We start from the raw sequence: 12,764 nt of genomic DNA, 5'->3' as shown, positions 1-12,764 counted from the left end.
GCCCAGGGCGGGGGGGCCAATGAGACCCATGACCCCGCCGAGCACGGCTTCGAGCCCTCCGCTCTTCAGGATGTAGCCGTCCGCCCCCGAAGCCTTCGTCTTTCCGTCCAGCTCCGCCTCGGAGATGTCGGAATAGAGGACCAGCTTCGCGGTGACCTTCTTCTGCCGGCGGAGGTACTCCACGACGTCGTCGCCGAACATCTCCGGCATGTTGACGTCCATGAGGATGAGCGAGAACGGCCCCTCGGCGAGCTTCTGCTCGAGGCTGGCAAGGTCCTGCGCGCCGCTCGCCTGGTAGCCGGCGGCGGTGAGCGCCCGGACGGTGAGCTCCACCAGCATCGGGCTGTCATCAATGACCAGTACGCGCGACATCGTCCTCCTCAAGGGCTTCGCGGTGGAACCCTACACCTTTGGTGCAGCGCGGACCATCGAAACGGCGACCAGGCGGTCTGGTCGTCAGGTCCTCTTGACCGCTATTCATCGCCTCCGGATACTTTGGCGCCTTGACCACGACCTCGACTCCCCTCCAGCGAGCACTCCGGATGGCTCCGGACCGCGCCTTGGCCGCCCAGGCCCGGCCGGAGCAGGAGTTCTTCTGCTTCCGCGTGGGCGACCTCCGCCTGGGCGTGCCCAGTGAGAACGTGCTCGAAGTGCTTCGGGCCGGTCTGCTCACGCCCTTGCCCCGGACCCCGTCCTTCATCATGGGCGTCACCGGCCACCGGGGCGAGGTGCTTCCGGTGCTGGACCTGCTGCGCTTCCTCTCCAAGGGAGAGGCCCGCATCGGCCCGCGCACCCGCCTGTTCGTCGGCGTCACGGGCAGCTACGTGGCCGGAGTCGTCGCGGATACGGTGCTGGGTCTGCGCCGCATTCCCGTGGCGGACATCCTCCCACCGCCCCTGGGCGGCGACGCCGCGGCCGAGCACCTGCTGGGTGTGGTGCAGGCCAGCGGCAACCAGGAAGCCATCAACCTCCTCAACTTCTCCAAGCTGCTCCAGACGGCACGGCAGCGGGCGGTGGCGCGGTGAACGACGACGCCTTCCATGAGAAGGAGGAAGAGGTGGACCTCCTCTTCTTCGACATCGGCGCCACGCTCTACGGCACGGATGCGTCCCAGGTGCTGCGCATCGACCGCGCGCTGCCGGAGGACCTCACGCTGCCGGAGCTGGGCCTGCCCCACCGGGGCAACCGCGCCATCGTCTTCGACACCCCGGAGGGTGAAGCCCACCTCAAGGTGGACGCCGTGCACGGCGTGCGCTCCATCCCCGTCAATTCCTTGCGCCGGATGCCTCCCACGGCCGGCGCCGCAGCCTACGCAGTCGGTGTGTGCCTGGAAGAGGCCCGCACCGTGTTGCTCATCGATCTGGTCGAAACCGCAAGGACTCAAGGAAGGCACTGAGACACATGTCCCTGGACACCCCCAACGAGAAGCCCGCTGGCAAGGCTCGCGCCCGGAAGGCCCCCGCCTCCAAGGCCGGCGCCACGAACGCGGCGTCGACCTCTTCCTCCACCAAGGCCATCACCGACACGCTGCTGACGGTGCTTTCCGGCAACCTGCAGGCCCGCGTGCCCAAGGAGCTGGTCGGTGAGTCCGGCGCGGAGCTGGCACACCTGCTCAACCAGGTGCTGGACCAGTTCGCGGCCTCCGAGCACCGCAAGCACGTGGCGGCGCAGGAGATCGACCAGGCGCTGGACGCGCTCATCGGCCTGGTGCGTGAGGGGGACCTGTCCCGGTGGAACACCACCACCGAAGACCCGCAGCTCGGGCCCCTGCTGGAGGGCTTCGGCAAGGTCATCGAGACGCTGCGCACCTTCGTGCGGGAGATCAACGAGGCGGCGTTGAGGCTGTCCTCGTCCGCCAACCAGGTGCTGGCGGCCTCCACTCAGCATGAGACGTCCTCCACGGAGCAGGCGGCGGCCATCCACGAGACGACCGCCACCATGGAGGAGCTGAAGCACGCGTCGGCGCAGATCGCCGAGAACGCGGGCAGCGTGGCGCGCGTGGCGGAAGAGACGCTGGGCGCGGCGCGCGCGGGCCGGGGCGCCATTGGCGAGTTCATCCAGGCCATGCAGCAGATCCGCAGCGACGGCGTCGCGGTGGCGGACTCCATCGCGAAGCTGTCCAAGCGCGTGGAGCGCATCGGCACGGTGGTGGAGGTCATCGACGAGATCGCGGACCGCTCCGACCTGCTGGCGCTGAACGCGGCGCTGGAAGGCAGCCGCGCGGGTGAGGCCGGCAAGGGCTTCTCCATCGTCGCGGCGGAGATGCGGCGTCTGGCGGAGAACGTCCTGGACTCCACCAAGGAGATCAAGAACCTCATCACCGAGATTCGCGAGGCCACGGCCGCCGCGGCTGGCGCCGCCGAGGCGTCCAAGTCCGCCACGGAGTCCGGTGAGAAGCTGGGCGCGGTGGCGGCGCAGGCGGTGGAAGGCATCCTCGCCGGCGTCCAGGAGACGAGCGACGCGGCCCGCGTCATCAACCTGGCCACGCAGCAGCAGCGCACGGCCACCGAGCAGGTGGTGGCCTCCATGGCGGAGATCGAGGACGTGACGCGCCAGACGACGCAGGCCTCGAAGCAGGCCACGGGCGCGGCCGCGGAGCTGACGCAGTTGGCCGGACGGCTGGCCGAGCTCATCAAGCGGTTCAAGGCCGACTAGCGCTTCCTGGAAGGGGAGGGGCGTACGCCGGCCATGGACACTGAGGCTCTCAAGAAATCCCTCCTGAAGAAGTTCCAGGAGGTCACTGCCGACCGCCTCCAGAAGATTCAGCTGGGGGTATTGGACCTGGAGAAGGAGACCGCGGACCAGGCCGCGGAGGACGTCGCGCGCGAGCTGCACACGATGAAGGGCGAGGCCCGCATGTTGGGTCTGGCCGCCATCGGGCAGCTGGCGCACGCCGCCGAGGACGTCCTGCGCGCAGAGCGCGAGGGCAAGACGGCCACCGAGGTGGCCACCGACGTCCTGCTCAGGGCGTGCGACGTCCTTTCCGATCTCAACGAAGACCTGTCCGGCGCCAACACGGGCAACCCGGCCAGCGAGGAGATGGTCCGCATGCTCGCGGAAGTCTCCGGACAGACGCCGCCCGCCATCGCTGGCGCACGGCCTGTGGCGCCGCCGCCGGCCCCTGTCGCCGCGCCCGTGGTGGCACCGGCGGCCGTCGCCGCGCCGCCCGCGCCGGTGCAGGTTCCGGTGGCACCGCCTCCGACGCAGGCCCCCGTGGCCGAGCCAGGGGCGCACGCCGCCGCAGCCGCGCATCACCCGGCTGCCGCGCATGGCCGTGACGAGGAGGCCCCGAGCGCCGCGAAGTCCGCGGTGGCCGACCGGAGCATCCGCGTCAACGTGGAGGTGCTCGACGCGTTGGGGTTGCTCGCGGGCGACCTGCTGGTGGAGAGCGCCCGCGGCCGGCTGCGCAGCTCGGAGACGGAGGCGTTGTTCGAGCGCTTCAGCCGCCTGGGGGACCGCTTCCTCCGGCTGGCGGAAGAAATCGACATCTCGAACGAGGTGCGTGAGCAGTTGGACCGCGTGGAGAGCGACCTCCACATGCTGCGCGACGACGCGTTCCGCTTCGTGCGCCGCAACGACGACGGCATCAACACGCTGCACGGCAACCTGGCGAAGATGGCGGACCACGTGGCCGAGGCCAGGCTGGTGCCGCTGTCCACCGTGTTCGACGCCTTCCCGCGCGCCGTTCGCGAGATGTCGCGCACGCAGGGCAAGGAAGTGGACCTGGTCATCGAGAACGCCGACATCGGCGTGGACCGGTCCATGCTGGGCGACGTGCGCGACGCGCTGGTGCACCTGCTGCGCAACTCGGTGGACCACGGCGTGGAGTCCCCGGACACGCGTCAGCAGTTGGGCAAGCCGCTCAACGGCCGCATCCGCATCCGCGTGCGCGTGGACGGCGACATGCTCCATATCGAGGTGGAGGACGACGGCCGCGGCATCGACCCGGAGCGGCTGCGTCAGGCGGCCATCTCCAAGCGCCTCATCAACGCGGTGCAGGCCGCTGCTCTGTCGGAGCGCGAGGCCATCGAGCTCATCTTCCGCCCCGGCTTCTCCACCCGCGACCAGGTCAGCGAGCTGTCTGGCCGTGGCGTGGGCATGGACGTGGTGAAGCGCAAGGTGGAGACGCTGGGCGGCTCGGTGGGCGTGAGCAGCCGCATCGGCCGTGGCTCCACCATCACCCTGCGCCTGCCGCAGTCGCTGGCGTTGATGAAGGTGCTGCTGGTGCGCCTGGGGGACGACGTCTACGGCATGCCCGCCGCGGACGTGGAAGCCGTCATGCGCGTCAAGCCGGATGACCGGCTGGAGATCTTCGGCACGCTGGCCGTGCGGCACCGTGGCAAGCCCACGGCGCTGGTGGCACTGGGGCCGCTGTTGGGCCTCAACGGCGGCAATCGCTTCGACAAGCCACCCGCCGTGGTGGTGCGTCACGGCGAGGACCACGCGGCGCTGGTGGTCGACGGCTTCGTGGACGAGCGCGAAGTGGCCGTGAAGCCTTGCGGCGGCGAGTTCCTCAAGGCCGCGCCCTTCATCGCCGGCACCGCGGCGCTGGAGGACGGGCGCATCGCCGTGCTGCTCCATGTCCCGGACATCATGGCGGAGGTGCGCCGTATGGCCCGCCCCGTCACCCAGGCCCCCGCCGCCAAGCGCCTCCGGGTGCTGTTGGTGGATGACTCGCCCATTGCCCGCGCCACGGAAGGGGCGCTGGTGAAGGCGCTGGGGCACTCGGTGGAGGAAGCCCAGGACGGCGAAGAGGCCTACGTGAAGGTGCAGAACAACACCTACGACCTCATCCTCACGGACGTGCAGATGCCCAAGCTGGACGGGTTCTCGCTGGCGCGGCGGCTCAAGTCGACGCCCGCGGTGGCTCGCATTCCGGTCATCATCCTGTCGTCGCTCGCCTCGCCCGAGGACAAGCGGCGCGGGTTGGATGCCGGCGCGGACGCGTACCTCGTCAAGGGCGAGCTGGGCGTGGAGGTTCTCGCGCAGGCCATCGACCGGCTGACCTGAGGAGCCAGGCTTGGGCGGTGGCGCGGCAGTCGCAGGAATGGCGTTTCGGGTGCTCATGGTGGGCAAGGGGCTGCGTGCGCTCGCGGCCCGGGGCCTGTTCGATGGGGAATCCCTGGTGCCCGTGGGGCCGGCGGAGGTGGACTTCGCCGGCGCCCTGGTGGCCGTGCAGCGGCACTTCCCGGACGTGGTGCTGGTGGACCTGAGCGCGCTGGACGCGCTGCCCGCCATCGAACACGTCATGGTGGAGCGGCCAGTGCCGGTGCTGGCGTTGCACCCCGGCGTGTTGTCCGGTCAGGAGGCCTTCCAGGCGATGGTGGCGGGCGCGTTGGACGTGCTGGAGCGTCCGGCGAATCCCGGGCCCGAGTTCTGGGCGCACGTGTCGCGCAAGCTGGTGCTGCTGGCGCAGGTGAAGGCGGTGCGGCAGGTGCAGACGCGGCCGCCACCGCAAGCGGCGCGTGAGACGAAGCCGCCTCCTCCGTATCCGCTGGTGGCCATCGCCGCGTCCCTGGGCGGGCCCAAGGCGGTGGCGCAGGTGCTGCGGATGATTCCGCGCGCCTTCCCGGCGCCCATCGCCTACTGCCAGCACATCAGCGACGGCTTCACGGAAGGGCTGGCGCACTGGCTGGCCAATGAAACGGCGCTGCGCGTGCTGGAGGCCGAACATGACGTGCTCATGGCGCCGGGCACGGTGTACATCGCTCCGTCGGGCAGTCACCTCTTGGTCAGACCCGAGGGCCGGTTGGAGCTGGACGCGGGCCCCGCGCTTCGCGGTTTCCGGCCGTCCTGTGACATGCTGCTGACTTCAGCGGGTGAGTCGTTCGGCCCGCGCTGCATCGGGGTCATCCTGACGGGCATGGGGCGCGATGGGGCGCGAGGGTTGAAGGAGATTCGAGAGCGCGGCGGTCGGACCATTGCCCAGGACGAAGCGTCGAGCGTCGTCTGGGGCATGCCGCGCGAGGCGGTGTTGATGGGCGCGGCGCACGAGGTGCTGCCACTGAGCCGGATTGGCGCGGCGCTGATGCAGTGGGTGGACGTGTGTTGACGCCGAGCCAGAAAGTCTTGCAACAACTCGCCGCGCTGCTGCTGGAACGCGCGGGGCTGAAAATCACGCCGGATGGCTTCCACAGCCTCCGGCTGGCGCTGTCCGCGCGGATGCCCGTGCTGGGCCTGGAAGAGCCCGAGCACTACATCCAGCGCCTGACGGGCGCCGGTGGCGAAGAGGAGCTGCGCTCGCTGTTGCCGCTGGTGACGGTGGGGCACACGGAGTTCTTCCGCGACGCGAAGCAGTTCCGCGCGCTGGAGAAGAGCGTGCTGCCGGACCTGGTGTCCCGTTCGCGGCGCGAGATGCGCAAGGTGTCCATCTGGTCCGCGGGCTGCGCGACGGGTGAGGAGCCCTACAGCCTGGCCATGGTGCTGGCGGAGCTGGGTGCGCTGTCGCTGGAGGTGGACCTGTGGGCCACCGACCTCAACCTGGCCGCGGTGGAGGCCGCGAAGCAGGGGCGCTTCACCTCGCGGCGGGCCATCAGCATCAACCAGGCGCGGCTGACGCGCTTTTTCAAGCCCGTGGAAGAGGGCTATGAGGCGCTGCCCGCGCTGCGTGAGTACATCCGCTTCGATGGACAGAACCTGGCGGTTCCCGTCTTCGACAAGGTCGCCCTGTCGTCGCTGGACCTCATCCTCTGCCGCAACGTCATCATCTACTTCGACCTGCCCACCATCCGCGGGTTGATGGACCGCTTCCTCGCCGCGCTGCGGCCGGGCGGGTTGTTGTTCCTGGGGTACTCGGAGAGCCTCTTCAAGGTCTACGACCGCTTCGAGATGATCGAAGTCGATGGGGCGTTCGTGTACCGCCGCCCGTTGAACGACAAGAGCATGCGGGCGCCGCCGCTGCGCATCACCCCGTATCCCGGCGAGCCTGATGTCGCCGCGCGCAGGCCCGTGCCCGCGGACGCGTTCACCGCGGACCTGCGCAAGCGGATGCAGCCCGAGGACGTCCCGTTGACGACGCGGCTGCCCGCGGTGTCTGCGTCGTCGGTGGCGGCGCCTGGCTCGCCCAGCGTGACGCTGCCGGCGGTGGGGGCCTCTTCCAGTCCGCGTTCCGTGGTGCCGGGGCGGCTGCCCGCGGTGTCGCCTCACTCTCCGCTGCCGGCCATCGCCGCGCCGCCGCCTGCCAGCGCCGCGCGCTCGCGCGTCACCGCGGAGCTGCCCACGGTGGGGAGCGTGGACTCCGCCCGTCCGCGCATCACCACCGAGCTTCCGGCCGTGGCCACCACGCCGCGCGGGCCCACCGTGGAGGTGCCCGCCTGGCCCATGCTGCTTCCTCCGGCGGAGCGGCTGGCCATGGCGGTGCGGAAGATGGCGCAGGGGGATTTCTCGGCGGCCATCGCTGGCGTGCAGCGGCTGCTCGCGGACGAGCCCAGTGACTTGGATGGGCTGCTGACGCTGGGCAACCTGTTCTCGCTCACCGGCCGCATCCCCGAGGCGCGCGAAGCCTTCGCGCAGGCCATTCAGCGCGAGCCGCTGTGCGTGGAGGCGCGGGTGTTCGGCGGGGTCGCCGCGTTGCAAGCAGGGGAGTTGAGCGAGGCGCGCTCCGAGCTGGGCAAGGCCCTGTTCCTGGAGCCCACGCTGGCCATTGGCCACTACCTCCTGGCGCAGGTGCACGAGCGCACGCAGGACCATGAGGCGGCGCGGCGCAGCTACCGCAACGCCATTGCCCAGCTTCGCTTCCCGCAGCGTCCCCTCGCGGGGCACTACCCGGAGATGCCGGACTCGGCGGATGCCATCTCTCGCGCGGCGCGTTACGCCCTGGCCGCGTTGGAGGAACAGCCCCTGCGTTGAGGCAGGGGCCGCGTCCCGTGCTTCACGTCAGTCCAGGCTGCTCTTGACCTGGTCCAGGCTCTTGTTCGGGTCCAGCACGGCGCCGAACTTCTTCTGCAGGTAGCTCTTGGCCTGGCCGCGCAGCAGCATTCCAGGGTCGGTGCCCTCACCCTCGACGGCCTTGTCGGTGATGACGAACGAGGCGTCCATCTGGATGCCCATCACCTTGCCGACGATTTTCGCGCCTTCCCCCTGCCAGTCTGCCTTCACGCCGTACTTGCCGCCCCAGTACTGGAGCAGCTGATCGACGCGCTGCTTGACCTCCTCCTTGGGGAGGGAGTGGGGGATATCGAACTTCATCATTCCCATGGCTGGCTCCTGATCTCGGTGTCCCGCTTCGAGCGTTTAGCCGTGCCCGAGCGGGAATGGAACCGCCGTGTCACTTTTGGGCGCGCGGATGTCAACAGGCTTGCTCACGGGCCTGCCGTCTTGCGAACGCGCTTGAGCTTCACCGGTGGGTCCTCCGGGCGGCCCCAGCGCTCCAGGTAGGGTGCCAGGTTGTACTTGGCCGCCGTGCGCAGGGAGCTCATGGGCCGCACCTTGCCCAGCACCTGCCGCTCCTGGAAGGGGCGGTCATGCAGTCCCAGCACCCACATGAAGTTGGCGACGCTTGCGGGGTCCCTGCCATCCACCGCGTACTTGTCGTTGAGGAACGCGATGCGTTGCAGCGCTTCCTTGGGGGATGGAGTCCACTCCAGGATTTTCTTCCCCCACAGCATGCGCAGGTAGTTGTGGATGCGGCCACGCTCCACCAGCTCGCGCTGGGCCGCGTTCCACAAGCCGTCCGCGGTCCGCGCTGTCTCCAATTGCTTCAACGAATAACGGTGCTCGCGCGCGTCCTTCTGGTGGCGGGTGAGCGTCTCCTTCGCCCACGGAGGCAGGGAGGCCACGGAGAGCTGCTGCGGCCCCGGCGTGTGGAAGCAGTAGTTGAAGCCCAGCTCACGGCGGACGAGCAGCTCCTCCAGGAAGCCTTGCACCGAAGCATCCTGCGCGCCGCGTGCGCGGATGGCGGCGCGCGCGGCCTCTCCCGCGAAGAGGTTGCCCCAGTGGAAGAAGGGGGACAGGTTGGACTGCCGCACCAGGCCCGGGTCGCTGCGGCCTTCGTCATAGCCCTCCAACCGTTGGTGCACGAAGGCCTGGAGCGCCTTGAGGCCCGCCTTTCGTCCTCCGCGCTCCTGGATGGGCGCCACCGAATGGTCGAAGTCGAAGGCGTCCAGGGACTCGCGGGCCTCGCGTGCGTCCGACGTGGCGAAGTCCGGCTCCAGCTTGCGTCCGGCCGCGGCGGCCTTCACCGCGCGGTTGGGCACGGCGCGGTCCAGGTACTCCGGCCACAGCTTCTTCAGCTTGGGCCGCAAGGTATAGGCGCCAATCTGCCGCGTGGCGATGCGCTGCATGGGCACCACGCAGGACGCATCCACGGCGAACAGCGGCACGTCCAGGGCCTTGGCGGCGCCACGCAGGTGGCCCGGGATGATGTACGTGGGGAACAGGTCCGACACGATGGCGGCGGCGCGCCGGCCGAGCTGGGCCAGCCGGGGACGGTGTTCCTTCGAGGTCCGGGGCAGCTCTAGCCAGTAGGGCAGCCCGCGCGCGGCGCAGCCGGTGGCCATGTCCATCATCCCTTCCAGGGCCCAGGCGTGGAGCCTGTCGGAGGCATGGGGGTAGTCCGGACGGATGGCCTGGTAGACGACGACGGGCAGGCCCAGGTGGTTGCCCAGACCGATGGCGGCATCCAGCGCGTGGTTCTGCTCGGCGCGATGGTTGACCATGCACCAGTAGAGGACGAAGTCGCGGCGGCCGGAAGGAAGGGGGAGGTCCTTCACCACTTGGACGCGCGCCGAATCGACGCCGAGTTCGGACCACGAGAAGCCTTCAGGCATGGGGCCTCACTGATACGCGAGCCGTATTCGCGTCGCGGAGGAAAAGAAGTGCGTGGCTGTGAACGAGGGGACAGGGAAGGTCGGATGGCGCTCCAATTTCCGACACCCGAGGACAGGTTGTGGTTTTCTGCCGTCCGGCCGGACCGAAGGAGTCCTTGCGTGTCATCATTGAGAAGCTGGAGCTATCTCCCCATCACCGCCCTCGCTCTCGCGCTGGTCCTTCCGGAGCCCGCGAAGGCGCAGGCTGGCGGAACCTATCCATCCCCGGGGTCTGCGCAGCGTCCGTCTGCCCCCTCGGGTTATGCGGCCCCTCCGCAGCCCACGTATCGCCAGACGGCGCCGCAGCAGCCCGCGGACCCGTATGCGCAGCCGCCGCAGACGCAGCAGCCCGCGGACCCGTACGCGCAGCCGCCGGCGTCCGCGCAGCCCGCGGACCCGTACGCGCAGCCGCCGCAGACGCAGACGCCGGTGGACCCGTATGCGCAGCCGCAGACGCAGCAGCCGTCAGCGGATCCGTATGCGCAACCGCCGTCGTCCACGCAGCCGGTGGACCCGTACGCGCAGCCGCCGCAGACGCAGCAGCCGGTGGATCCGTATGCGCAGCCGCAGACGCCGCAGAGCTATCCCCCGGCGCAGAATGCCTATCCCCCGTCGAATGCGCAGGACCCGGCTCGCTATCCGGGCGATTCCGCGACGGCGAGCGACGCACCCACGCTGCCTCCGGATCCGGACTCGCTGCGGACGAAGCCGCAGTCGCCGCTGACGCCGGACGACCGGGCCACGGCGAAGCGGGGCGTGCCTCCCATCGAGGACACCGGGGTGATGCTGGACGGCAGGCCGCGCCAGGGCCCGTTCCTCTCCGGTCCGGGCAGCTTCAGCTTCATCGTGCATCACACGACGCTGGGCGCTCTGGGTGGCTTCTTCACGCAGGCGTTCGCCAGCGACTTCAACTTCGACAAGAGCTCGCGTGAGGCGATGCTGGCGGGCACGCTCATCGGCGCGGGCCTGGGCTTCGGTGCCTCATCGTGGTGGCAGTTCAACAACTGGGTGGACCGCCCCATGGCCAACTTCGGCATCGCCAACTCGGTGGTGGGCGGCATGTTCACCGCGGGCCTGATGGACCTCTTCACGCAGGACGCGGGCATTCTGACGTGGTCCGCCTTCCTGGGCGCGGAGCTGGGCGCGTGGCTCACGGCGGGCATTGGCGGCGGCCAGCTTCCGCTCAACGACGGCTTGCTGATTTCGTCGGGTGCGGGCTGGGGCGCGGCCTACTCGGCGCTGCTGTTGGCCATCATCCATTTCTCCGGGACGCCCGTGTCCGGCAAGACGTGGCGGGACACGCTGCTGCTGGCGCCGGGCATCGGCGCGGGCGCGCTGGCGCTGGCCACCATGCGTTACAACCCGACGCCGTCCCAAATCGTCCGAGCCAACATCTTCGGCGGCGGCGTGGGCGCGGTGGTGCTGCTCCTCTCCGGCGTGGTGCTGGGTGGTTTCGATCAGTCCACGCCGTACGTCCTGTCGTTCCTCGGTTCGGCGGGGGCCATCACCACGGTGAGCCTGCTGTGGGAGGAGAGCGTGGACCGCTCCGCCCTGAAGATGGCTGGCCGCTCAGAGAAGGACCGGCCGTACACGAACGTCTGGTGGTAGACGCGTCCTAGAGCAACCTGGCGAGCGCCATGGCACGGCGGGGCAGGAGGCACCACCTTCCCCCCGACATGGCGCGCGTCAATCCATTTTCGGCCCTTCTTGGCTCGCTGGATTCCTCGCTGGAGCCCAGCGGCTACGTGCCGCGTGGCAATGCGGTGCCCCAGCCGTCACACGTCCGCCCCCTGCTGGAGGCGGCCAATCCCACGGCGGAGCTGCGGCGCCTGCGGGACTCGGGCGCGCTGCTGAGGGACTCACGCCCCGCGATGTACCTGGTGGAGGTGCATGGGCCTGCTGGCAAGCTCGGCGGCCCGCCGGTGCGCTTCCTCCTGTGTGCCCTGAACCCGGATGCGGGCGCCTCGCTGGAGCATGACCCGTACCGGCCCAGGGCCTGGGAAGCGGAGCCCGCTGTCACGCTGACCGCGGATGACCATGGCGTGCTGCGCGGATTGCTCGCGGAGGCTTCTGCGCGCGCCATCGTCGTGTGGGAAGGGCGCTACGGACAGAACAGCCTGTCGCTGCGGCGCATCGAGCCTTCCCCCGTGTCGAAGCGGCTCCAAGCCGTGCTGGATGAAGCGCCCATGCGCCCGCTGGCGGCGTTGAACGAGCGCGGCCCGACGCTGGCGGCCGTCGTTCCCCTGTCCGACCCGGGGCTGGAGTTGCTACCCATCCACCGTGCGCTCAAGGGCGTGGAGACCTTCAAGGAGGAGACGTTCCTCACGCTGGTGATGGCGTATGCACGCGTCTACGAACTGGATGAGCCCCTGAATACCCCGCGCGGTCTTGCGGTGGCGCGAGAGCGACTGGCCACGCTCATCACCGGACACCACGCGGTGCTGCTGGTGTTGCCGGGAGGGCGAGGCCGCATCCTCCGGTTCCGTCAGGGGTTGGATCTGGCGCACCTGAAGGGGGCGCCGCGCAATCCCACGCTGCGGAGCCTGGACCTGGCGTTGCTCAACGCGCTGGTGCTGCGGACCGTGTTGGGCATCAAGGACCCGGAGGCGCCGGGGCACTCGCAGGTGTACCCGGTGCAGGGCCTGGAGTCGCTGGTGCAGGGCGTCGAGTCGGGGATGTTTCAGGCGGGCTTCGCCCTCAACCCGCCGCCGCTGTGGGAGGTGCGCGCGGTGATGGAGGCGCAGGCGACGCTGCCCCCCAGCACCCTTCGCGTCGAACCGTTGCCACCGGCGGGGCTGCTCTACCTGGACCGGGAAGCCTGACCTCTTGGCGCAGGGTACCCGCACGATAGGCCTATGAAATGACGAGGGTGAGGAGGTGGGTGCGGTAGGTGTCGTCGTGACCAGCCTGCCGCACGCGTCTGGGCAGACTTGCCTTGAACGAGGTGTCAGCCTTCAG

11 protein-coding genes are annotated in these 12,764 nt (G+C 69.7%); 8 read left to right on the top strand and 3 right to left on the bottom strand.

What is annotated here, in order from left to right:
• The coding region (locus F8M74_RS36105; RefSeq protein WP_141258673.1) for a response regulator at nt 1-372 on the bottom strand (372 nt) is incomplete at its 3' end.
• A 170-nt stretch (nt 373-542) separates the two neighbouring features.
• Here F8M74_RS36105 and F8M74_RS36100 point away from each other — a divergent pair.
• From F8M74_RS36100 to F8M74_RS36075, 6 genes are read left to right on the top strand one after another with little or no spacing between them, the layout of a single operon-like run.
• Nucleotides 543-1,025 (top strand): chemotaxis protein CheW, encoded by a 483-nt coding sequence (locus F8M74_RS36100; protein ID WP_011554146.1) that lies wholly within the window; start codon nt 543-545, stop codon nt 1,023-1,025.
• Nucleotides 1,022-1,396, top strand: coding sequence for a CheW domain-containing protein (locus F8M74_RS36095; RefSeq protein WP_140792517.1), 375 nt, complete (start codon nt 1,022-1,024; stop codon nt 1,394-1,396). The genes F8M74_RS36100 and F8M74_RS36095 overlap by 4 nt, the downstream gene beginning before the upstream one ends.
• A gap of 5 nt (nt 1,397-1,401) precedes the next feature.
• Nucleotides 1,402-2,655, top strand: a complete 1,254-nt coding sequence (locus F8M74_RS36090; RefSeq protein WP_090490581.1) for a methyl-accepting chemotaxis protein — start codon at nt 1,402-1,404, stop codon at nt 2,653-2,655.
• Between the two features lie 33 nt (nt 2,656-2,688).
• Complete coding sequence (locus F8M74_RS36085; protein ID WP_141258672.1) at nt 2,689-5,010, top strand: hybrid sensor histidine kinase/response regulator; 2,322 nt, start codon at nt 2,689-2,691, stop codon at nt 5,008-5,010.
• A 37-nt stretch (nt 5,011-5,047) separates the two neighbouring features.
• Nucleotides 5,048-6,052, top strand: coding sequence for a chemotaxis protein CheB (locus tag F8M74_RS36080; protein ID WP_141258671.1), 1,005 nt, complete (start codon nt 5,048-5,050; stop codon nt 6,050-6,052).
• Nucleotides 6,046-7,848: a protein-glutamate O-methyltransferase gene (locus F8M74_RS36075; RefSeq protein WP_141258670.1), complete on the top strand. Its 1,803-nt coding sequence runs from the start codon at nt 6,046-6,048 to the stop codon at nt 7,846-7,848. The genes F8M74_RS36080 and F8M74_RS36075 overlap by 7 nt, the downstream gene beginning before the upstream one ends.
• A gap of 27 nt (nt 7,849-7,875) precedes the next feature.
• Here the strand turns inward: F8M74_RS36075 and F8M74_RS36070 are convergent, their stop codons facing one another.
• Nucleotides 7,876-8,196, bottom strand: a complete 321-nt coding sequence (locus F8M74_RS36070) for a polyhydroxyalkanoic acid system family protein (RefSeq protein WP_141258669.1) — start codon at nt 8,194-8,196, stop codon at nt 7,876-7,878.
• 104 nt (nt 8,197-8,300) lie between these two features.
• Nucleotides 8,301-9,767: a deoxyribodipyrimidine photo-lyase gene (locus F8M74_RS36065; protein WP_141258668.1), complete on the bottom strand. Its 1,467-nt coding sequence runs from the start codon at nt 9,765-9,767 to the stop codon at nt 8,301-8,303.
• Nucleotides 9,768-9,935: 168 nt separating this feature from the next.
• Between F8M74_RS36065 and F8M74_RS36060 the strand changes: the two genes are divergently transcribed.
• Both F8M74_RS36060 and F8M74_RS36055 read left to right on the top strand, forming a co-directional pair.
• Nucleotides 9,936-11,414 carry a hypothetical protein gene (locus F8M74_RS36060; RefSeq protein ID WP_141258674.1) on the top strand — a complete coding sequence of 493 codons (1,479 nt, stop codon included), beginning with the start codon at nt 9,936-9,938 and terminating at the stop codon, nt 11,412-11,414.
• A gap of 68 nt (nt 11,415-11,482) precedes the next feature.
• A complete protein-coding gene (locus F8M74_RS36055; RefSeq protein ID WP_163884727.1) occupies nt 11,483-12,628 on the top strand; it encodes a DUF1015 family protein in 1,146 nt (381 codons plus the stop codon).
• The last annotated feature ends 136 nt before the right edge of the window (nt 12,629-12,764 follow it).

The organism is Myxococcus sp. CA023 (assembly GCF_010998615.1).
Classification (GTDB): domain Bacteria; phylum Myxococcota; class Myxococcia; order Myxococcales; family Myxococcaceae; genus Myxococcus.
The sequence above is the reverse complement of the archived record's forward strand: the minus strand, read 5'-3'. Positions and strand labels throughout refer to the sequence as shown.

What these genes read in the sequence shown, in the direction of transcription:
- F8M74_RS36100 (WP_011554146.1), top strand. Translation starts at nt 543, where the DNA reads ATGGCTCCGGACCGCGCCTTGGCCGCCCAGGCCCGGCCGGAGCAGGAG.
- F8M74_RS36090 (WP_090490581.1), top strand. Translation starts at nt 1,402, where the DNA reads ATGTCCCTGGACACCCCCAACGAGAAGCCCGCTGGCAAGGCTCGCGCC.
- F8M74_RS36085 (WP_141258672.1), top strand. Translation starts at nt 2,689, where the DNA reads ATGGACACTGAGGCTCTCAAGAAATCCCTCCTGAAGAAGTTCCAGGAG.
- F8M74_RS36080 (WP_141258671.1), top strand. Translation starts at nt 5,048, where the DNA reads ATGGCGTTTCGGGTGCTCATGGTGGGCAAGGGGCTGCGTGCGCTCGCG.
- F8M74_RS36070 (WP_141258669.1), bottom strand. Translation starts at nt 8,196, where the DNA reads ATGGGAATGATGAAGTTCGATATCCCCCACTCCCTCCCCAAGGAGGAG.
- F8M74_RS36065 (WP_141258668.1), bottom strand. Translation starts at nt 9,767, where the DNA reads ATGCCTGAAGGCTTCTCGTGGTCCGAACTCGGCGTCGATTCGGCGCGC.
- F8M74_RS36055 (WP_163884727.1), top strand. Translation starts at nt 11,483, where the DNA reads ATGGCGCGCGTCAATCCATTTTCGGCCCTTCTTGGCTCGCTGGATTCC.